At 42.3% G+C, this 20,588-nt stretch carries 24 protein-coding genes; 14 read left to right on the top strand and 10 right to left on the bottom strand.

Annotated elements, in window-relative coordinates:
• Positions 1 to 114: 114 nt before the first annotated feature.
• Both EOD41_RS14665 and namA read right to left on the bottom strand, forming a co-directional pair.
• Positions 115 to 534, bottom strand: a complete 420-nt coding sequence (locus EOD41_RS14665) for an OsmC family peroxiredoxin (protein WP_127706223.1) — start codon at positions 532 to 534, stop codon at positions 115 to 117.
• A gap of 89 nt (positions 535 to 623) precedes the next feature.
• A complete protein-coding gene (namA, locus tag EOD41_RS14660) occupies positions 624 to 1,694 on the bottom strand; it encodes an NADPH dehydrogenase NamA (RefSeq protein ID WP_127706221.1) in 1,071 nt (356 codons plus the stop codon).
• A 161-nt stretch (positions 1,695 to 1,855) separates the two neighbouring features.
• Here namA and EOD41_RS14655 point away from each other — a divergent pair, with 161 nt between their 5' ends.
• Positions 1,856 to 3,058, top strand: coding sequence for a cation:proton antiporter domain-containing protein (locus EOD41_RS14655; protein ID WP_127706219.1), 1,203 nt, complete (start codon positions 1,856 to 1,858; stop codon positions 3,056 to 3,058).
• A 7-nt stretch (positions 3,059 to 3,065) separates the two neighbouring features.
• On the opposite strand, the gene EOD41_RS14650 is transcribed toward EOD41_RS14655, so the two are convergent.
• From EOD41_RS14650 to EOD41_RS14640, 3 genes are all read right to left on the bottom strand, one after another.
• Positions 3,066 to 3,536, bottom strand: a complete 471-nt coding sequence (locus EOD41_RS14650) for a hypothetical protein (RefSeq protein ID WP_205780567.1) — start codon at positions 3,534 to 3,536, stop codon at positions 3,066 to 3,068.
• 134 nt (positions 3,537 to 3,670) lie between these two features.
• Entirely contained in the window at positions 3,671 to 4,375 is a 705-nt protein-coding gene (locus tag EOD41_RS14645) for an SDR family NAD(P)-dependent oxidoreductase (RefSeq protein ID WP_127706215.1), read from the bottom strand.
• A 9-nt stretch (positions 4,376 to 4,384) separates the two neighbouring features.
• A complete protein-coding gene (locus EOD41_RS14640) occupies positions 4,385 to 5,332 on the bottom strand; it encodes a lysylphosphatidylglycerol synthase transmembrane domain-containing protein (RefSeq protein ID WP_127706213.1) in 948 nt (315 codons plus the stop codon).
• 168 nt (positions 5,333 to 5,500) lie between these two features.
• On the opposite strand from EOD41_RS14640, the gene EOD41_RS14635 reads away from it, so the two are divergent.
• The 5 genes from EOD41_RS14635 (at position 5,501) to EOD41_RS14615 (ending at position 9,447) form a co-directional block, all read left to right on the top strand.
• A complete protein-coding gene (locus EOD41_RS14635) occupies positions 5,501 to 6,370 on the top strand; it encodes a carbon-nitrogen hydrolase (protein ID WP_127706211.1) in 870 nt (289 codons plus the stop codon).
• 39 nt (positions 6,371 to 6,409) lie between these two features.
• Positions 6,410 to 6,763 carry a four helix bundle protein gene (locus tag EOD41_RS14630; RefSeq protein WP_127706209.1) on the top strand — a complete coding sequence of 118 codons (354 nt, stop codon included), beginning with the start codon at positions 6,410 to 6,412 and terminating at the stop codon, positions 6,761 to 6,763.
• A 5-nt stretch (positions 6,764 to 6,768) separates the two neighbouring features.
• The gene (locus tag EOD41_RS14625) at positions 6,769 to 7,827 is read left to right on the top strand and encodes an agmatine deiminase family protein (RefSeq protein WP_127706207.1); all 1,059 of its coding nucleotides are present in this window, start codon (positions 6,769 to 6,771) and stop codon (positions 7,825 to 7,827) included.
• A gap of 194 nt (positions 7,828 to 8,021) precedes the next feature.
• Entirely contained in the window at positions 8,022 to 8,771 is a 750-nt protein-coding gene (locus tag EOD41_RS14620) for an SDR family NAD(P)-dependent oxidoreductase (protein WP_127706205.1), read from the top strand.
• A gap of 94 nt (positions 8,772 to 8,865) precedes the next feature.
• Complete coding sequence (locus EOD41_RS14615; protein ID WP_127706203.1) at positions 8,866 to 9,447, top strand: TetR/AcrR family transcriptional regulator; 582 nt, start codon at positions 8,866 to 8,868, stop codon at positions 9,445 to 9,447.
• 268 nt (positions 9,448 to 9,715) lie between these two features.
• On the opposite strand, the gene EOD41_RS14610 is transcribed toward EOD41_RS14615, so the two are convergent.
• Positions 9,716 to 11,194: a glycine--tRNA ligase gene (locus EOD41_RS14610; RefSeq protein ID WP_127706201.1), complete on the bottom strand. Its 1,479-nt coding sequence runs from the start codon at positions 11,192 to 11,194 to the stop codon at positions 9,716 to 9,718.
• A 401-nt stretch (positions 11,195 to 11,595) separates the two neighbouring features.
• Between EOD41_RS14610 and EOD41_RS14605 the strand changes: the two genes are divergently transcribed.
• The 8 genes from EOD41_RS14605 to EOD41_RS14570 all read left to right on the top strand — a co-directional run bounded on the left by EOD41_RS14605 (position 11,596) and on the right by EOD41_RS14570 (position 17,582).
• A complete protein-coding gene (locus EOD41_RS14605; protein WP_127706199.1) occupies positions 11,596 to 12,303 on the top strand; it encodes an ATP-binding cassette domain-containing protein in 708 nt (235 codons plus the stop codon).
• Between the two features lies 1 nt (position 12,304).
• Positions 12,305 to 12,814 carry a hypothetical protein gene (locus EOD41_RS14600; protein ID WP_127706197.1) on the top strand — a complete coding sequence of 170 codons (510 nt, stop codon included), beginning with the start codon at positions 12,305 to 12,307 and terminating at the stop codon, positions 12,812 to 12,814.
• 234 nt (positions 12,815 to 13,048) lie between these two features.
• Entirely contained in the window at positions 13,049 to 13,576 is a 528-nt protein-coding gene (locus EOD41_RS14595; RefSeq protein ID WP_127706195.1) for an outer membrane beta-barrel protein, read from the top strand.
• A gap of 226 nt (positions 13,577 to 13,802) precedes the next feature.
• Entirely contained in the window at positions 13,803 to 14,639 is an 837-nt protein-coding gene (locus EOD41_RS14590) for a LiaF transmembrane domain-containing protein (RefSeq protein ID WP_164849942.1), read from the top strand.
• A gap of 40 nt (positions 14,640 to 14,679) precedes the next feature.
• Complete coding sequence (locus EOD41_RS14585; RefSeq protein ID WP_127706191.1) at positions 14,680 to 15,015, top strand: DUF4288 domain-containing protein; 336 nt, start codon at positions 14,680 to 14,682, stop codon at positions 15,013 to 15,015.
• Positions 15,016 to 15,019: 4 nt separating this feature from the next.
• Complete coding sequence (locus EOD41_RS14580; protein WP_240663415.1) at positions 15,020 to 16,054, top strand: sensor histidine kinase; 1,035 nt, start codon at positions 15,020 to 15,022, stop codon at positions 16,052 to 16,054.
• Positions 16,051 to 16,794: a LytR/AlgR family response regulator transcription factor gene (locus tag EOD41_RS14575; protein WP_127706189.1), complete on the top strand. Its 744-nt coding sequence runs from the start codon at positions 16,051 to 16,053 to the stop codon at positions 16,792 to 16,794. The genes EOD41_RS14580 and EOD41_RS14575 overlap by 4 nt, the downstream gene beginning before the upstream one ends.
• A gap of 122 nt (positions 16,795 to 16,916) precedes the next feature.
• Positions 16,917 to 17,582 carry a DNA alkylation repair protein gene (locus EOD41_RS14570; RefSeq protein ID WP_127706187.1) on the top strand — a complete coding sequence of 222 codons (666 nt, stop codon included), beginning with the start codon at positions 16,917 to 16,919 and terminating at the stop codon, positions 17,580 to 17,582.
• Between the two features lie 6 nt (positions 17,583 to 17,588).
• Here EOD41_RS14570 and EOD41_RS14565 read toward each other — a convergent pair whose 3' ends face one another.
• The 4 genes from EOD41_RS14565 to EOD41_RS14550 form a co-directional block, all read right to left on the bottom strand.
• Positions 17,589 to 17,915, bottom strand: coding sequence for an FtsB family cell division protein (locus tag EOD41_RS14565; RefSeq protein WP_240663413.1), 327 nt, complete (start codon positions 17,913 to 17,915; stop codon positions 17,589 to 17,591).
• Positions 17,916 to 18,098: 183 nt separating this feature from the next.
• Positions 18,099 to 19,421 (bottom strand): DEAD/DEAH box helicase, encoded by a 1,323-nt coding sequence (locus EOD41_RS14560; RefSeq protein ID WP_127706185.1) that lies wholly within the window; start codon positions 19,419 to 19,421, stop codon positions 18,099 to 18,101.
• A 271-nt stretch (positions 19,422 to 19,692) separates the two neighbouring features.
• Entirely contained in the window at positions 19,693 to 20,136 is a 444-nt protein-coding gene (locus tag EOD41_RS14555) for a WapI family immunity protein (protein WP_127706183.1), read from the bottom strand.
• Between the two features lie 22 nt (positions 20,137 to 20,158).
• Positions 20,159 to 20,566, bottom strand: coding sequence for a hypothetical protein (locus tag EOD41_RS14550; protein WP_127706181.1), 408 nt, complete (start codon positions 20,564 to 20,566; stop codon positions 20,159 to 20,161).
• Positions 20,567 to 20,588 lie beyond the last annotated feature (22 nt).

Below are 20,588 nucleotides of genomic sequence, written 5' to 3'. Positions count from 1 at the left end.
ATTAACCAATGGAAGTACTGAAGGTTTAAATTGGCAGGCAATAAAAAAGAGCAGTGATTAGCTGCTCTTTTTATAATATTTACTAATGTACTCTGTTAAAAAGGATCTGAGAAATTACGCGTAAGTAACGTTTAAAGTAATAGGCACGCTAAGTACTTTTGAAATAATACAGTTTGCTTTTGCGCCTTCAGCTACTTTCTGAAACTTATCTGCAGATACACCTTCTATTTCAGAAGCTTTTAATTCCAGGTGTATGCCGGTGATGCTCAGGGCAGCCATATCAAGGTCAAGTATAGCCTCGGTGGTTAGATCGCCTGGGGTAAAGCCCGCTTGAGTAAGTGCAGCACCTACAGCCATAGTGAAGCAGCCGGCGTGTGCCGCGGCTATAAGTTCTTCAGGGTTGGTGCCTACGCCGGTTTCAAAGCGTGTTTTAAACGAATACTGTGTTTGGTTAAGCGTTGTGCTTTGTGTGGTTAGCTCGCCTTTGCCTTCCTTTAAAGTTCCGGCCCAATGGGCAGTTGCTGTACGTTTCATGGTTATTGTGATTTTATGTAAATGTAGTTTATTTAGTCAAATAGTCCATAGTCCATGGTCCATAGTAAAATAAATCTATGGACTATATCTCAATGCCACTTGGCACGCTCATATTGCACCGGCCATTTTATCTCGGCGCCAAGTTCATGGGCGGCGCGCAGCGGGAAGTGCGGATCGCGTAAAAGCTCACGGGCAACGATGATCAGGTCGGCTTGACCCGCTGTAAGTATTTCTTCAGCCTGTTGTGCGGTAGTGATCAATCCAACAGCGCCTGTTAATATACCTGTTTGTTGTTTAATAGCTTCGGCGAATTCAACCTGGTAACCAGCTTTAAGCGGAATTTTTGCAGATGGCACATTGCCCCCTGTCGAAGCATCTATCAGGTCAACGCCTAAATCTTTTAATACCTGCGCCAATTTAACCGATTCAACAATAGTCCAGCCGCCTTCTGTCCAGTCGGTTGCCGATATACGAACAAACAATGGCAAATCAGCAGGCCATACTTCTTTTACAGTTTCAACCACTTCAGTAAGCAAGCGAATACGGTTTTCAAAACTGCCACCGTATTCATCGGTACGCTGGTTGCTCAACGGCGACAGGAACTCGTGGATCAAGTATCCATGGGCACCGTGTATTTCTATTACTTTAAATCCGGCAGCAAGGGCACGAACCGCAGCAGCTTTAAAGTCAGTCTTTACTTTTTCGATGCCTGCTTTATCCAGTTCAACCGGTTCTTCAGTACCCGGTAAAAAAGGAATGGCGCTTGGCGCAACGGTTTTCCAGCCGTTCTCAGCGTCTGATGTTATTTGTTTGCCGCCATTCCATGGCAAATCATGACTGGCTTTACGGCCGGCATGTGCCAGTTGTATACCTGCTACCGAGCCATGCTGATATATAAAATCTGTTATCTCTTTCAGTTTTTCGATGTGCTCATCTTTCCAAATCCCTAAATCGCCGTAAGTAATACGACCCTCAGGTGATACACCTGTAGCCTCTGCAATGATAAGCCCCGCACCGCCTACAGCACGGCTGCCTAAGTGTACAAGATGCCAGTTGTTGGCAAAGCCATCGGTGGCAGAGTATTCGCACATTGGCGATACGGTTATGCGGTTGCGCAATTCAACACTTTTTATTTTTATTGGTGAAAACAGGTGACTCATTTGTATAAATATTTTGTGAGGCAAATATGAATGTCGGCACGACACTTATATTCATGGCTTTGTCATTTGCAATTGTTATGATTTTGAGATGATATTAAAACCTGAAATGCGATACTAAGTTTTATAATGATAAATTTGAAATGAACACATAAAGCAGAGATTTGACGACATACACGATATTGATGATACTTTGCGGACTGGTGATATTTTCTTACCTGTTCGATTTGCTTGCCGGGCGTACCAAGCTTCCGTCGGTATTGCTGCTGCTGTTTTTGGGTATCGGCCTTAAACAAGCTGTGGTGTATTTTAATATCCACACATTTGATTTTACCAAGATACTACCAGCCTTAGGCACCTTGGGCTTAATATTAATTGTATTTGAAGGCGCCCTTGAGCTTAAATACACACCCGACAAGAATACGGTTATCAAGCAATCATTCCTTTCAGCTTTCTTTACACTGCTAATAACGGCGGCTGTAATAACAGCGCTATTTTGTTATATAACCGGACAGGATGTGTATCATAGTTTGGTAAACGCCATTCCGTTTTGCGTGGTAAGTTCATCAATAGCTATTCCATCGGCTTCCGGCTTGTCGAAAGATAAAAAAGAGTTTATCATCTATGAGTCGTCGTTTTCTGACATTCTTACCATTATCCTGTTCAACTTTACCGTACGAAACAGCCATTTCAATTTTACAGCTTTTACTCAATTAGGTATTGAACTGTTAATGATATTGGTATTTGCATTGGTGTCGTGTTTATTCCTGCTTTACCTGATCAAGAACATAACGCATCATGTGAAGTTTTTCCTTATAATATCCATCATCATATTGGTATATGCAATTGGTCAGCAGTTTCACCTGTCGTCGCTTATTGTGGTGCTGGCTTTTGGTTTGTTTTTAAATAATGCTTCCCAGATACCTTTTTTATGGTTCAGGCGCAATTTTTTATACCCGGTGCTTGGTCATGAATTAAAGCAACTGCTTCAGTTATCAGCAGAAAGCGCCTTCCTGATGCGGACATTCTTCTTTGTAATCTTCGGCTTTACCATGAATTTAAATCAACTACAGGATGGTGGTACATTGATTACAGGAGCCATGATATTGGTAGCAATTTACCTGATAAGGTTCCTTTATATCAAGCTTGCTTTAAAAACCAATTTGATGCCCGAGTTTGTAATCATACCACGCGGACTGATTAGTGTACTGCTTTATTATAATCTTCCTGATAACTTAAAAATACCGCAAATAGGAACCGGACTGCTGTTTGTAGTGATACTGTCAACAAGTATCATCATGAGTTTAGGACTGCTGGGTACCAGAAAATATGCTTCGCCACCCAAACAGGAGTTTGATGATGTTTAGGAAGCGATTAAACCTTGCCAGCAGTATTTTGAATTTGAAATAACTTTTGTTCTACATCCTTTATCCTGCCTATCCAGTAGTTTTTGGCATCTTCGTTTACAACCGAGCCTTTTTTAGATTTTGCGTCTACCGGAATTTGTGTGATATAGTTCCAGTTTTTGCTTTTGTCACGGGCAATTTCACGTTCGTTGGTAGGTTCATGCCGCTCACGCCAAAAGTTTAATTGTTTATGATAGTCTTGATGTAGTTCCTGAAGGTAAGCAATAAGCCGCTCTGTATCCTGTGGAATATAACCAGGCCCGGTACATCCGCAAGAATGAAAAGTTACACCAACCGAATACAGGTTTTTAATATGCGCCCAAGCCTTCAGATTGTCTTTTTTCGGCGCTTCAAAATCTTTGCCCATGTTAGCCATCAACTGAGCACACTCAGGGCATTTGGCTTCTTTCCCTGCTTCATCACCCTTTTTGATATCCACCCAAAGCCTACGTTTAAATGTTTTGCAGCAGTTAAAACAGGCGTAATGGGATTTGTATTTTACCATTGCATATTTGCACATAACGTGGATAGTTACTAATTGCCAATTTAATAATTATTAAGCAGTTGCAAAAATCAGGGTGTAGTAACGGCAACCGGCAACACTTTCCCATTAAAAAATTTATGGCCTGTTAACGCGAAGTCGGCAATGTATTTACCCATTTCAAACGCCATAACCGGCGACTCGTAACCGGGGAAGGCTTTCTCAAGCATTTCTGTTTGCGCCGAACCAAGCGCAAGGCAGTTTACTTTGATCTGCTGTTCGACAAGTTCAAGCGCCAGGCATTCGGTTAAGGTATGTAACGCGGCCTTACTGGCCGAATAGGCCACCAGTCCGGGAAATTTAACACTTCCCTGGAAGCCGCCCATACTGCCTATGTTGAGTATATGTGCCCCGGCGGGCATAATGTCAACCACCGTTTTTATCATACGCACATGCGCCAGGTAATTGCTTTGCAGCATTTCAACAAAGTCGGCCTCACCAAGCTGTAAAAAAGGCTTGTTAATCAGTACACCTGCATTGTTAATAAGCACATCTACACGGTTATCAAAATGGCTGGCAATAAATTCACGCAGGGCGTTATGATCATCATAAACCAGATCAAAAGCCAGGGCGTAAACGGTGCAGTCGGGGTTAAGATCTTTTGATATTTGCAGTAATCGTTCCAACTTATCCTGCGAGCGGGCAAGCGCAATCACTTTATGTTTGCCTGATACGCAAAGATCAATTACCGCCTCAAAGCCTACGCCGCTGCTGGCACCTGTTATAATGATGTTCATGCGGTAAAATTAAGCAGGATTTTCGTCCTTTTCTTCAATACTTGGCAGGCCTTCCTCTAAACGGCTGGTGCGGAAAACATAATATACACCCAGTAATGCTACGGCTATTGATATAAGATAAAATGTAAAGCTCAGATAAACCGCCATGTCTTGAGTAAGGTTGAACGGTTTAGAAAGATTCATGAAAATGGCATCGCGTACTCCACCACCTCCTAAGCTGAATGGTATAATAGCCGCAAGGGATGATATCAGGAACGATAATAAGTACGGTGCAAATTTGCCATGGTAATCCTGCGCAAGCAGTAAAAACACAATGGTTAACACTTGAAGCGACTGTACACCAACAGCTTTAGCATGCGCCGAAAAAAAATTATTGGTATACTCTTTAAAAAACTTTATCGCTACAAAATAATAAATAATAGTACCGAATGTAAATATACCAAGCGGGATACCCAGGTGTAACTCTATCTGCGGTATAAGTATAATAAGTGTAACTACAATCAAGCCGATTGCCCACAACCCGCTAAGCCTGTCGAACAAAATAGCCAGCAGCATTTTTTTTGTAGGAAGTTTATACCGCTTGTGCAGCAGGTAAACTTTGTAGCCGTCGCCGCCAATACCACCCGGAAGCAATACGTTGTAGCATAGACCGACAAAATAAAGACGCAGGTTAAAGCGCCAGTCGAGCCGGAGGTTGATCGACTTGAAGAAACTAAGCAATCGCCACGAGGCTACCAGCATCGAAACAAAATAACTGCCAATGGCTGCTGCAAGCAGAAAGCGGTTAGCGTGTGTTAAACGGTAAGTGATTTTAGCAAAAGGCACCTTACTGAAAACCCAGTAAAGCAACCCGCCGGTTACCACTACAATAAGAATAACTTTTACAACGCTCCAAAGCTTACCTTTCCAGGTTTTGTGTTCGGTGCCTTCGTCAACAATATCTTCAATTTCTGACATGCGGATGCAAAGCTAACAAAATCAGCCTATTTACATACGTGAAGTTTTGTGTTAAAGATTCTCACTTCAAGTCAAAAAATAATTTTAAGCATAGCCATAACCCATTCTATTTCCTGACATTACAGTTAATATTAAAGTGCTATTTTTGCCGGAAATTTAACGGGTATTATGAGCAAAGTAAAAGTTGGTATTGTGCAAATGAGCTGCGTAGCCGATAAGCAGCAAAATTTAGATAAAGCAATTGCAAAAGTACGCGTGGCAGCAGCCAAAGGCGCGCAAATAGTTTGCTTGCAGGAGCTTTTTACCTCATTATATTTTTGTGATGAGGAAAACTACGACAATTTCAAACTGGCCGAAAGTATCCCCGGCCCCTCAACCGATGCTTTACAGGCTGTTGCTGCCGAATTGAATGTGGTTATCATTGCTTCACTATTTGAAAAACGTGCGCAGGGTGTATATCATAATACTACTGCCGTTTTGGATGCCGATGGCAGCTACCTTGGCAAATACCGCAAAATGCACATTCCGGATGATCCGGGCTTTTACGAAAAATTTTATTTCACTCCCGGCGACCTGGGCTACAAGGTTTTCAAAACCAAGTTTGGCTGCATAGGCGTATTGATATGCTGGGATCAATGGTATCCTGAAGCTGCTCGTATTACCGCGCTTATGGGTGCCGAAATCTTGTTCTATCCAACCGCTATCGGGTGGGCAAGCACTCAGGATGCAGGCACAAATACCGAACAATACAACGCATGGCAAACCATACAACGTTCGCACGCGGTAGCTAACGGTGTGCACGTGGTTAGCGTGAACAGGGTTGGTGAAGAAGCCGGACTTAAATTCTGGGGCGGCTCTTTTGTATCGAACCCGTTTGGCAGTGTGCTATACCAAGCTTCGCACGATGACGAAGAGGTTACCGTGCATGAGCTTGATCTTGCAAAATCTGATTACTATCGCAGTCACTGGCCGTTCCTGCGTGATCGCCGTATCGAAACATATCAGCCAATAACAAAACGTTTAATCGACGAGGATTAATTAGTCCGTGGACCATAGTCTATAGACCATAGTAAACATATGGCTTTTAAGTTTGAAAATTTACAAGTTTGGCAAAAGGCGCTCGAACTAACCAATGAGATTGACATTTTGACGAAATCTTTTCCGAAGGAAGAGTTATTTGTATTAACGGCTCAAATTAAACGTGCGGCTGATTCTGTTGTATTGAACATTGCTGAAGGTTGTACAGGTCAAACAAACGCTGTATTCAAGAACTTTTTAGGCTATGCTTTAAGATCGGCTATTGAGGTTGTGTCCTGTTTATTTATTGCACAGAAAAGAAAAATATTGAATGATGTTGATTTTAAAAAGCTTTATGATGAATATGAAGCTTTATGTAAAATGATTACATCGCTAAGAAATACATTAAGTTAAGAACTATGGACAATGGACTATGGTCTATGGACTCACCCGCGAAGGCGGGATTTTCCTTCCCTGCCGAATGGGCGCCGCATACAGCTACATGGCTAAGCTGGCCTCATAAGGAAGCTTCGTGGCCGGGTAAAATTGAAATGATATACCGCAAATACAGCGAGTTTATCAAAGAGCTTACTGCCGGCGAACTTGTGCGTATTAACGTAGCTGACAAAGCGATGGAAGCTTTTGCCAAAGAACATTTAAATGCCATTGGCACTGATTTGAGCAAGGTTGAGTTTTTTGAGTTCCCGACAAACGATGCCTGGTGCCGTGACCATGGTCCGGCATTTTTGATTAATCCGGAAACCAAACAAAAGGTGATTATCGACTGGGGCTACAATGCCTGGGGCGATAAATATCCTCCGTATGATCTGGATGATGTTATTCCGACAAAGATTGCTGAACACTTCGGATTGCCTGTTTACCATCCCGGTATTGTAATGGAAGGTGGGTCGGTTGATTTTAATGGCAATGGTACCGTGCTTACAACCACCGCGTGCTTGTTGAACAAAAACCGTAATCCGCATCTAAATCAGCAGCAAATTGAAGGATATCTGCTAAATTATTACGGTGTTGAACAGGTGCTTTGGCTTGGCGATGGTATTATAGGTGACGATACCGACGGTCATATTGACGACATTACCCGCTTTGTAAACGAAGATACCGTAGTTACCGTTGTTGAAGAAAATAAGAACGACGAGAATCATCACATTTTACAGGAAAACCTTCAGGAGTTGAAAAAGATGCGCCTGCTAAATGGCAAGCAACTGAACATAGTTGAATTGCCAATGCCCGATCCGGTGATTTATGAAGACCAACGCCTGCCGGCATCATATGCAAACTTTTACATAGGCAATGCCGCTGTAGTGGTGCCAACATTTCGTTGCGATAAGGACTATAAGGCGCTTGATATCCTGCAACAATGTTTTCCAGACAGAAAAGTAATAGGTATTGATTCAACCGATATTATCTGGGGACTGGGCAGTTTCCATTGCCTCAGCCAGCAAGAACCAAGCGTTTAGCTATTATTTAAGATATTGATTAAAGCCGGATAGTTTCCTATCCGGCTTTTGTGTTGCGAAACAGCCTAAAACAGACCGTCAAAGCCATACAAATGTCATCTTGATTATAACTTATCTTTCTAATTGGAATATTCATTCCAATTAGATTTATATTTGCGGAACAATTGTTCCAAAATTAAAAATTAAATCGAAAAATGAAAAAGTTAGCTGATAAAGTAGCCGTAGTAACCGGCGCTTCAAAAGGTATAGGTGCAGGTATAGCAAAAAGTTTAGCTGCCGAAGGCGCCGCTGTTGTTGTAAACTATTCATCATCAAAAGAAGGAGCCGATAAAGTTGTAGACGCTATTACTGCTGAGGGTGGTAAAGCAATTGCCGTACAAGGCAGTGTTGCGGTTGCCGCTGATGTTGAGCGTATTTTTGATGAAGCACAAAAAGCGTTCGGCGGAGTTGATATACTAGTAAATAATGCCGGTATATATAAATTTACCCCTATTGATGATGTAACCGAAGAAGAATTCCATCATCAGTTTAATACTAATGTGCTTGGTTTATTACTGGCCAGCAGGGCAGCCGTTAAAGGCTTTGGTGAAAAAGGCGGCAGCATCATTAACATCAGTTCAACAGTTACACGTATTACGCCTCCGGGAAGTTCCATTTATACAGCTACCAAAGGCGCTGTTGATTCCATCACTCAAGTATTATCAAAAGAGCTTGGTCCTAAAAACATACGTGTAAACTCTATTAACCCGGGTATGGTTGAAACTGAAGGTGCCATATCAGCCGGATTTATTGGCAGCGATTTCCACCACGAAGCTGTAAAAGCTACGCCGCTTGGCCGTATTGGTTTGCCGGATGACATTGCGCCAATCGCTGTGTTCCTGGCTTCAGACGATTCACGCTGGCTAACCGGCGAAACGTTGATTGCCAGCGGCGGCGTACGCTAATTAGCATTCAACACATACCTTATTTAACAAATTATCGTTAAACAAGGTAAAATCAATAGCTTTGCCCTATAAAAAGGGTAAAGCTTTTTTTGCTATGGCACGAACCAAGGATTTTAACGAAGACGAAGTATTAAACAAAGCCGTATGCCTGTTTTGGCATAGGGGTTACAATGGTACGTCGATGCAGGATTTGGTAGATACCTTGGGCATAAGTCGCTCCAGCTTGTATGATACCTTTGGTGACAAACATGCCTTATATATAAAAGCGCTTGAACGTTACCAGGAAAAAGGCAGCAACCAAATAAATGAACTATTAAACCAAAAGGCTCCAGCCAAAGAAGTAATAAAACAACTGCTTGAGCTAAGCGTGAGTTCGTTATTGAACGACGAACAAAAAAAGGGTTGCTTTATGGTAAATGCCGAAGTTGAAGGCGCCGCGCACGACGATACGGTAAAAGCCATAGTGTGCAAAGGCGACCAGCAAATGGAAGACGCTTTTTACCGCGTGATAAGCAAAGGCCAACAAAGCGGCGAAATAACCAACAAGCAGGACGCAAAAGTGCTGGCCCGCTTCATTTTCAACACCATAAAAGGCATCAGAGTAACCGCCCGCTCGACAGGTGATAAGAAGTTGTTTAGTGATATTATCAATACGACGATGTTGTTGCTGGATTAGGGCTTTGTAAGTTTTGCAGGTGACAACACCTGCAAAGGACGAGGGGCTAAAGTAATTCAAACGGTCATGCTGAACTTGTTTCAGCATCTCTCATGTTAAGCTTGCGGAATTGCATGAGAGATGACGAATGAATTCGGCATGACAGAAGAGTAAAAAGTCCGCACTTTGTTGGTAATGTCAGCACACGTTCCATAAATAAAAAAAGCCGCTTCAAAATAACTGAAGCGGCTTTCATATTTTACTTCCCCTTTAGGGGATTGAGGGGCTGTTATTTTAAAACATTCTTCCAGCTCACCTTATCACCAATAATCTTTTCCAAATCATCAGCAGGTACACGTTCCTGCGTCATGGTGTCGCGATAGCGTATGGTTACGGTGTTGTCTTCCAATGTCTGGTGGTCAACCGTGATACAAAAAGGCGTACCAATAGCATCCTGGCGGCGGTAACGTTTGCCAATAGCATCTTTCTCTTCGTATTGTATATTGAAATCAAGTTTCAGCTTGTCCATTATCTCGCGGGCTTTTTCAGGCAGACCGTCTTTTTTGGTCAGCGGAAAAATAGCGGCTTTAACCGGGGCCAGTACAGGATGCAGGCGTAAAACGGTGCGGCTGTCCTGTTTCTCTTCGGTACTCAGGTCTTCTTCCTCGTAGGCGTTTATCAGCGTAAGCAAAAACATACGGTCTAAACCTATTGAGGTTTCAATTACGTACGGAATGTAGTTACCATAAGGCTTGCCGTCTTCACCCAGTTCAGGATCGAAATACTGCATTTTTTTGCCAGAAAATTTCTGGTGCTGGCTCAGATCGAAATCGGTACGGCTGTGAATGCCTTCCACTTCCTTAAAACCAAACGGAAACTCAAACTCGATGTCATAAGCCGCATCGGCATAGTGCGCCAGCTTGGTATGTTCATGGTAACGGTATTTTTCAGGAGCAGTACCAAGGGCAAGGTGCCATTTCAGGCGGGTTTCTTTCCACTTATTAAACCACTCTTTTTGCGTACCGGGGCGTACGAAAAACTGCATCTCCATCTGCTCAAACTCACGCATCCGGATGATGAACTGGCGGGCAATAACCTCGTTACGGAAAGCCTTACCAATTTGCGCAATACCGAAAGGAATCTTCATCCTTCCCGATTTTTGCACGTTCAGGTAATTCACAAATATACCCTGCGCGGTTTCAGGGCGAAGGTATACTACATCGGCGTCATCAGCCACAGCACCCATTTGTGTGCTGAACATCAGGTTAAACTGCCTTACATCAGTCCAGTTGCGGGTACCGCTTACCGGGCAGGCAATTTCCTGTTCAATAATCAGTTCTTTCAGGCGGGGCAGGTTTTCGGCTTTCAGGGCATCATCCATTTCTTGCTGCAGTTGCGCAGCTTTTTCGGTTTTGCCCTCTGCTTCGTATTTGGCTATGCGATCTTCCAGAAGCTGGTCGGCCCGGTAGCGTTTTTTCGAATCCTTGTTGTCAATCATCGGATCACTAAAGCCGTCAACGTGCCCGCTGGCTTTCCAGGTGGTGGGGTGCATAAATATGGCGGCATCAATACCCACAATATTCTCGTGCATTTGCACCATACTTTTCCACCAGTAGGTTTTAATATTATTCTTTAATTCCGAACCATTTTGGCCATAATCATAGACGGCGCTAAGGCCATCATATATCTCGCTTGAAGGGAACACAAAGCCATACTCTTTGGCATGTGAAATAACGTTCTTAAAAAGTTCGTCGGTTGCTTTACTCATATCAGTGGCAAAGATAGTTTTTAGTGTGAAAGTCGGGAAGTCTGAAAGTCAGAAAAGTAGAATGAGTTGGGGAGTATAAAAGTGGAACAAGCCCGGAAGTCGGAAAGTTCCGAAAGCTGGAAATGTAAATAATTAAGTTAACTGCTGTTAATAAAGCGATCTTTTGGGCTTATGCGGACTGCCGGACTAAAAAATATATGGGCGTATCCCTTCGGACCGGGCTATCCGCTCATACGCCTTCAGGCTTTAGCCACAGGCCGGAATCCGCTTTTATCCCTTACGCGTGTTGTTCAATGACGACTCACTAATCAAATCTAAATTCGAAATTGAACATCCGAAATTCGAAATTTTCCAAATCTCACGTCTCATATCTCACATCTAACATCTAAATTTACCGCCATATGAGTATCTCAGTTTCTACCCTTACCAAAGTTTACGGCACACAAAAGGCAGTTGATGAAATTTCATTTACCGCTAAACCCGGAGTATTGGGCTTTTTAGGGCCGAACGGCGCGGGTAAGTCGACAACCATGAAGATACTTACCTGCTTTATTCCCCAAACATCGGGTACGGCCACGGTTTGCGGGTTTGATGTAGTAAAGCAGCCGCTTGATGTGCGCCGCCATATAGGCTATCTGCCCGAAAGCAATTCACTTTACCAGGATATGTATGTAAAAGAGTCGCTTGGCTTTGTGGCAGGAATACACAAATTGCATCAACCAGAAAAACGTATTGCCGAAGTAATTGAACAAACCGGCCTTGGCCCCGAGCAGCATAAAAAAATTGGCCAACTTTCGAAAGGTTACAAACAACGTGTCGGACTGGCGCAGGCCATACTCCACAACCCTGATGTGTTGATATTGGACGAACCCACCTCGGGCCTCGACCCAAATCAACTGATAGGTATTCGCCAATTGATTACCGAACTTGGCAAAAGCAAAACAATTGTATTAAGCACTCACATTATGCAGGAAGTGGAAGCCGTGTGTGATAATGTGATCATCATCAATAAAGGCAAAATTGTAGCCGACGAAACGCTAACAGGATTGCGCGAAAAAAACAACAGTAGTTCGCTTGAGAACATTTTTATCAGTTTGACCAATAGATAGCATGAAAAAAATATTACTTGTACTGCTTGTATTTGCGGCATTAAAGGTTCAGGCGCAAAGCGTATCATTAAATAAAGCTTTCAGTGTGGGGCTTGAGCTTGGTATACCTTCACAAAGTATTTATAATATTGGATTTGGTGGTTCGGGCAAGGCCGAAGTACCTATCGCTTCTCCCGTAAGTTTAACCATTACCGCCGGATATACCAGTTTTTATTATAAAAGCGCGTTAATAGGCGGAGGCGACCGATTTCCGGATGCAGCAGGCTATGTCCCTCTAAAGGGCGGCGCAAAGGTTTACCTTAGCCGGGGTGTTTATGCCGAGGCAGAGGGCGGCGCTGTGTTAGAAACCAATTACGCCAAAAAAACCTTGTCGGCGTTCAGCATCGGCCCGGGATTTCTTATCCCCTTAAAAAGCGATAACCAAAGTATTGATTTTAGTTTGCGTTACGAACGCTGGTCGAATAACCTGAAACAAACCGGCATACGGGTTGCGTACAGGTTTGGCTGGTAACACCCCTGAAATATTTTTCAAATATATCCAACACGTTTACAGGAAGTTAACTGAAACTTTCAATTTAAATGAATTGACATTGTAGCGTTTACCCTGCTATGCTACGTCTATATTGTTGGAAGTACACTATGTCATAACATACTGACTAATAATTAATTAACAATTAATTGCAGACTGGATAGCTATGCATAGTTGCGTCCGAAAAATCAACTTATTAATTATTTACAATTTATCATGAAAAAATTTCTATTAGCATTAGTAGTATTAAGTGGCACCGCGTATGGTGCACTGGCCCAAACTTCAGAACCGGGAAAATTTAGCGTTGGGGTTGAAGCAGGCTTACCTTTAGGTGATGCCGGTGATGCTTTCAACTTCGCTATCGGCGGATCTTTAAAATACGAACTTCCGGTTGCCGAACAATTTTCGGTATCATTATCAGCAGGTTACACTAACCTAATGTATAAAGGTGAAGTTAAAGACGCTTTAGAAGAGTCAGGTGAAAGCAAGTCTGGTATTGGTTTCATACCCGTTAAAGCAGGCGCAAAATATTATTTCAACGGCAGTTTTAACGAAGGCTTTTTTGGTGAAGCACAATTAGGTGCAACTTTTTCAACTGAAGAAGGTGGTGGTACTGCATTCACTTATGCGCCCGGTGTAGGCTATTCTTTTGGTAACGGTTTAGAAACCGGCTTACGTTACGAAGCCTGGTCAAACGACGGTACAATAAGCCAGCTTGGTTTGCGTATAGCTTATAAATTCTAACTAAAAACTATTCATCCTTTAAGTTGGCTCCGGAGATTTCTCCGGGGCTTTTTTGTTTTTACAGATCTTCATTTAAAAAGTAAATTATACAGGTTGTTATCTCCCGGAGTTTTCACCGCTAAAAAACACCCGCTTACCGAGTACTTTCAACCTGCCGCCAGTTTTATGTTGGCGTACCTCAAATGTTATATTAGTTTTGATGCATCATACTTCAGAAGAATATAACATGAACAACAATATAAATTATAAAAAAGACCCTCAGAATGGTAAAGTGATTGCCGGGGGTATTTTACTGGTAGTTGGCGGTGTTTTGCTGCTGCGCCAGCTCGATCTCTTCTTTTTTCCGGGTTGGCTGTTCAGCTGGCCAATGTGGCTGATCATCCCGGGCATATATATAGGCGCTAAAAGTAATTTTCAAAAATCGGCATGGTTTGTCCTGGTGCTGCTTGGTGTGGCATTTCTAATTCAGGAAGCTGTCGGTCATGACGCCAACAAACTGATTTGGCCGGGCGTATTTATCGCCTTCGGTATGTGGATGATACTGCGCCGAAATAATAAATATGATCAGGAAAAATGGCGTAAGTTCGAACAGGGATCAAAAAAGCAACCGGTAGATTTTACCGCTCCTGTACAAGCCCCCGTGGTTGACTATACTGTTAAAAACGAAGATGAGCCTGTTATAATAAATGAACCAGCACAAAGCAGCACACGCCATCCTTATAATGATGATTACCTGGACGCTGTGGCCATTTTCGGCGGTGTCGACCGTATTATCGTATCAAAAAGTTTTAAAGGCGGTGAAATAGTGAACATCTTCGGTGGAAGCGAGATCGACTTTACAAAAGCCGATATACAAGGACAAGTAATACTGGAAATAACACAGGTGTTTGGGGGTACCAAGCTGATTATCCCGCCGCACTGGCATGTTATCTCTGATGTATCATCAATATTTGCCGGGGTTGACGATAAACGCATGAGGCACACCACTACCATAAACAACGAGAAAGTACTGGTTATAAAAGGTGTATCCATTTTTGCCGGTATTGACATACGCAGCTATTGAAATCCATCATAAAATAACAACAACTATTAATTCAACTACAATGAACTGGTACGTAACAAAACTTATATTCAGGATAATAAGCGGCGATGGCAATCATCCTGCCCAGTTTGACGAGCAATTAAGGCTTATAAATGCCGATACCGAGCAAACAGCATTTGAAAAAGCTAACCGTATAGGCGCCGAGCTACAGGACAGCTTTAGCAATGCCCAAAAACAAATGGTAAAATGGCAGTTTGTTGATGTTACCGAGATCAACCCTATAAACAGCCTTACCGATGGTACGGAACTGCATTACCAGATACATGAAGCGCCTGATGCCGATCTGTATATTGCATGGGCACACCACCGTTCAGCACTGTTAACCATTAAAAACTAAAGCTTTGGCTATTCCAAAAGCAGCATTATCACGATTATACCTTGCGTTCGCGGTTTGCGGCGTGGCATGGGCCGCGCTGCAAACCTATGTTGTGCACAGCTTCGGCTTTGATTGGTATATGTCCACCATTGATGGTGTTGCAAGCTCGGTATTGTTAACCGGCGCATGCTGGCTTATTAACAATAACCTGCGTTATTACCAGCCGGGCAAAGGCAGCTACATCAACCTGTTTATATGGTGTGTTGCTTTAGCCGTTATATGTACCGCCGGCTGCCGTTATTTGCTTCCGCTGCTTAAACCGGGGCAGGTATATGTCAATTTTCTGCAGCAATCACTTGTTATCAGATTTTTCACCAGCTTTTTAGCTATAGGCTGGATGGCCATGCTTAGCGCAATATATTTCTCTCAACTCGATCAGAAAGAAACCGAGCAGCGCCGTAATGAGGCTGAAAGCCTCGCCCGTGATGCCGAGCTTTACAATCTGCGCCAGCAACTACAACCCCATTTCCTGTTTAATAGTTTAAATTCGATAAATGCCCTGATTGGCTTCAAGCCTGACCAGGCGCGAAAAATGATACACCAGCTGTCTGATTTTCTTCGCGGCACTTTGCGCAAGGACGATCAGCAACGGATAACTTTAAGCGAAGAACTTGAGCACTTGAATCTTTATCTCGAGATAGAAAAGGTACGTTTTGGCCACCGCCTGCAAACCGAGATCAGTTGCGACAAAAACTGTGGTACCGCTATTATGCCGGCCATGCTGCTGCAGCCCATAGTTGAGAACGCCATAAAGTTTGGCTTGTATGATACTACGGGCGAAGTAACCATCAGCATCCGCGGTGAAATTGACAATGGATATCTTGTACTAATGGTACAAAACCCTTACGATCCGGAAACATCACGCCCTAAACAAGGCACCGGATTTGGCCTTCGCGGGGTACAGCGCAGGTTGTATTTATTATTTGCACGTAACGATTTGATGGAAACTCATGCAAATGATAATATATTTACAACCATAATTAAAGTACCCCAGGTATGAAACGCGCACTGATAATTGATGACGAGCCTTTGGCCCGCATGGTTGTAATGGAATATTTGCTTGATTTCAAAGATCAGATAGAACTGATACAAGAATGCGGCGACGGCTTTGAAGGACTAAAAGCTATACAACAACACAAACCCGACCTGATATTTCTGGATGTGCAAATGCCTAAAATTACCGGCTTTGAAATGCTTGAACTGGTCGACCAGCCGCCATCAGTGATTTTCACTACCGCGTTTGATGAATATGCCATAAAAGCTTTTGAAGCGCATGCTATTGATTACTTGCTTAAGCCTTTCAGTAAAGACCGTTTTAACAAGGCTGTAGAAAAATTTTTAGCCCTATCTGCTGAAACCAAACCGGCGGTAAAGACTGAGAAGCTGTTAGAAGATGTACAATCAGCCACGCAAAACGAGCGTATAGTAGTAAAAACCGGCACAAAGGTTAAAATTATCCCGGTACGGGATGTTGAATACCTGCAGGCTGATGATGATTACGTAAGCGTTGTAACCCCCGAGGGCGCTTTTCTGAAAAATAAAACCATGAGCTACTTTGAGCAAACGCTCGATCCGAAGCAGTTCGTACGTGTGCATCGTTCGTATATGCTTGCAATAAGCGAGATCACCCGTATTGATCCCTATGAGAAGGATTCACACCTTGCCATATTAAAGTCAGGTGCTAAAATTCCGGTAAGTAAAACCGGGTATGTGAAGCTGAAGCAGGTGTTAGGGATATAATTTATTATTTTTTACTGTCATTTCGACTGAAGGGAGAAATCTTCTAAAAGCGACACTCTGAAAGCATGTCGAAAAAGATTTCTCCTCGTACCTCGTCGAAATGACAGTTAGTTGTTTAGGATATGCAACTCACCGAAGTAATTGATCAGTTAAAACAACTATCTAACCCTACGCATAAGGAAGGTATGGCGCGTTTTGGCATCGATGCTTCAAGAGCTATAGGAGTGAATATTCCTCAACTGCGAACTCTTGCAAAACTTCATAAAAAGAACCATGAACTTGCGCTTGCACTTTGGAAAACCGGAATACATGAAGCACGCCTGCTGGCTTCAATGATTGATGACCCGAAGCAGGTTACTGAAGAACAATTTGACAGTTGGACGAAGGACATCTACTCGTGGGATTTATGCGACCAAACATGCAGCAATCTTTTTCAGCATACTTCCTACGCAGCTGATAAAATAATTGAATACAGCACACATCCTGAAGAATTTATAAAACGAACTTCTTTTGTGCTGATGGCCTGTGCCGCAGTTCATAATAAAAAGGCTGACAATATGCTTTTCCTACCTTTTCTTGATGTGATAGAGCGCGAGGCTTATGACGAACGTAACTTTGTAAAGAAAGCCGTTAACTGGGCATTACGGCAAATAGGCAAGCGCAATTCAACGCTACAGCAAATTGCAATTGAAACAGCCCGGCGCATAGCGCAACAACCACACAAGGCCGCCAAATGGATAGCTGCCGACGCATTAAGGGAACTGGAAAACAGGAAAGTGAAAAATTAATCGCTACTACTCGTCTTTTGGCTTTTCTTTCACCACCATGTAAACATCCTCATTATCTTTCTTCATGAGGTATTTTTCACGGGCAAATTTTTCTAATTGTTTAGGGTCAGATGAAAGTTCGTCAAGATCTTTGGTCACCTTGTCGGTTTCGGCCTGGTAAAAATCCCGCTCGTGTTTTAGCTTTTGCAGTTGCTGGTGATATTCGTACCTCGACAGCAGGTCGTTTTTATCAAAAAAGATCATCCACACCACAAATGCAGCTGTAACCAAAAAGAATTTATTACTGAACAGGGCAATAAGGCGCTTCATATCAGCAGGCTTTTTAAATTTCATTTAAAGCTATTTAAAAGTTTTGAGGGCTGCAAATATGGTTATTAACTTATCAACATGAAAGAAGATAAAATAATTTTCAAAGATGTCATTTCGACCGTAGGGAGAAATCTTCTGCGATTGAAAAAATAAATTGCATGTTACAGAAGATTTCTCCTCGTTCCTCGTCGAAATGACATTATATTATCACCCTCGCTTTGCGCCGGGTTTGCTCCCACTCATACCGCTTGGGCCACCTTTTCCATGCTTCTTTCCCCTATTTCGGTTGTCACGACGTTTATTCTCATTACGGCGTTCTGATGAAGACTTGAAATTTCTTACCTGCGGATCTTTCTTTAAGTTATTAAGTATTTTTTGCTGAGAGGTTAATTGCGGTAATGGATAGGGGTGTGCTTCGTTTACCGGTATGGTTTTGCCTATCAACTTATGGATATCTTTCAGAAACTCTTTTTCTTCTTCATCGCAAAACGACATGGCTATACCACTTGCCCCTGCCCTGCCTGTACGGCCTATACGGTGTACGTAGGTTTCCGGAACGTTTGGCAGTTCGTAGTTTATTACGTGCGTTAGCTCGTCAATATCAATACCACGGGCGGCAATATCGGTTGCTACCAGCACACGTGTTGTACGTGCTTTGAAATTGGTTAACGCACGCTGTCTTGCATTTTGCGATTTATTGCCGTGAATGGCTTCGGCGGTAATCCCCGCACGATTAAGGTCCTTTACTACCTTATCGGCACCGTGTTTGGTGCGGGTAAATACAAGTACAGTGGCAATGTCCTTATCTTTTAAAATATGGTTAAGCAATTGCTTTTTATCGCCCTTAGCAACAAAGAATATTTCCTGCTGTATGGTATCAGCTGTTGACGACACTGGGGTTACTTCTACCCTTTCAGGCTTGTATAAAATGCTGTCGGCAAGGTGTTGTATCTCTTTTGGCATGGTGGCCGAAAAGAACAATGTTTGCCTTTTCTGCGGAACTTTTGCGATAATCTTTTTAACATCGTTAACAAAACCCATATCGAGCATACGGTCGGCCTCGTCCAGTATTAAAATTTTAACATGATCGAGGTGAATTAATCGCTGCTGCATCAAATCAAGTAAGCGACCGGGCGTTGCAACCAGTATGTCAACGCCACGACGAAGTTTATCAACCTGCGGGTTTTGCGATACTCCACCGAAGATAACCGCGTGTTTTAAGCCGGTATGTTTACCGTATGCGGCAAAGCTTTCGTCAATTTGTATGGCAAGTTCGCGGGTTGGTGTAAGCACCAGCGCCTTTATGGTTTTTTGTTCTTTGTGGTTTTGCCTGTCGTTATGCAAAAGCTGTAACGTAGGTATGGCAAACGCAGCTGTTTTACCTGTGCCTGTTTGGGCGCATCCTAAAAGGTCGCGCTGCTGTAATATAATGGGAATGGCTTGCGCCTGTATAGGTGTTGGCTGTGTATAGCCTTCCGTTTTAAGTGCCTTTAAAATAGGCTCTATAAGTTTTAAATTTTCAAATGACATCTAATGTGTTTATTGCTTACTTCGAAGTAGTACCCCGACTTTAGCCGGTATTGTAAGCTGGCGGATAATTATTATTTGTGCAAAGATACAATTAATTATCGGGATGATATTTAAACACTACAGCCGACGTATATTATAGCCAACACAATATTAAACCTATACGCCTCTTGCTACTGCGATTTGGAGGGCGTATTTGAATTTTAATTGAACTGTTGGTGCGGGTGATAAGCGATTTAGCGCGTTTGCATATTTGGGGCAGATGTAATTATAGTCATTCTTTTATTACACCTTTATTATCCCCATACTTCTCAACAATTCTTTTCAGTTGCAATAATGTTGAAGAGATGTATGACTGATCGGTCTCAAATTCAAATTGCAAAACATTCCTAAACTCATCATGTTTTTCAAACTCTCCATTGACCTTAACTTTTCCATTAATGCCATAAACCGCATTAAATTCTAAATTGTGCTCATAATTTTCAAAATGGACGCTTCCTTTTAAAGATATATTGCAAGCAAATAATTGTTGATATAATTTATATATTTCACCTGTTGATGAATATATGTCACCTAATACCTGAAATCCATCGATATTGATCTTAACAGATAATCGGGCATCATATCCTCCAAAATGACTGGTTACATTAGGATAACCATATACATCTTGTATCTCAACTTTTAATAAAGCGTTATCTCCTTTTAATTCAAATTCCATTATAGTTGGGCTAATTAAAGGTTTAATCTTTTCCCAATACATACCCGTATGTTCGCTTAAAAACAGTGTCTCCAATAGCTATTAAAGGGCTTTCAAGCGTTACTGAAATTTCATTCAACTTACCTTTAGCAGTTACTGCATATGCATATGTCCCAATATCACTACTACATAAAACGATTGTATCATTTATATCATGCCATCCCGCAGCCCATGTCTGGAATACTGAAGCACCGGTTTGCAAACTGTCTAAAACTTTACCATGTGTATCATACAGTTTAAGTAAAACACAACCGTATTTTTTCTTATCCTCTTTCTTATCATTCACATTAGCTACAAGTAAATATTTTTTAGAGGGTGATGTAACTACTACTTTTTCACTTTCATTACACGAACAAAATAATACTAATATTATCAGAAATAACTTATTCATATAATTCAATTAACTGCCTAAC

Origin of the sequence: Mucilaginibacter limnophilus (assembly GCF_004005815.1) — a bacterium.
Taxonomy (GTDB): domain Bacteria; phylum Bacteroidota; class Bacteroidia; order Sphingobacteriales; family Sphingobacteriaceae; genus Mucilaginibacter; species Mucilaginibacter limnophilus.
This window is presented reverse-complemented; position numbering and strand designations above follow the sequence as displayed.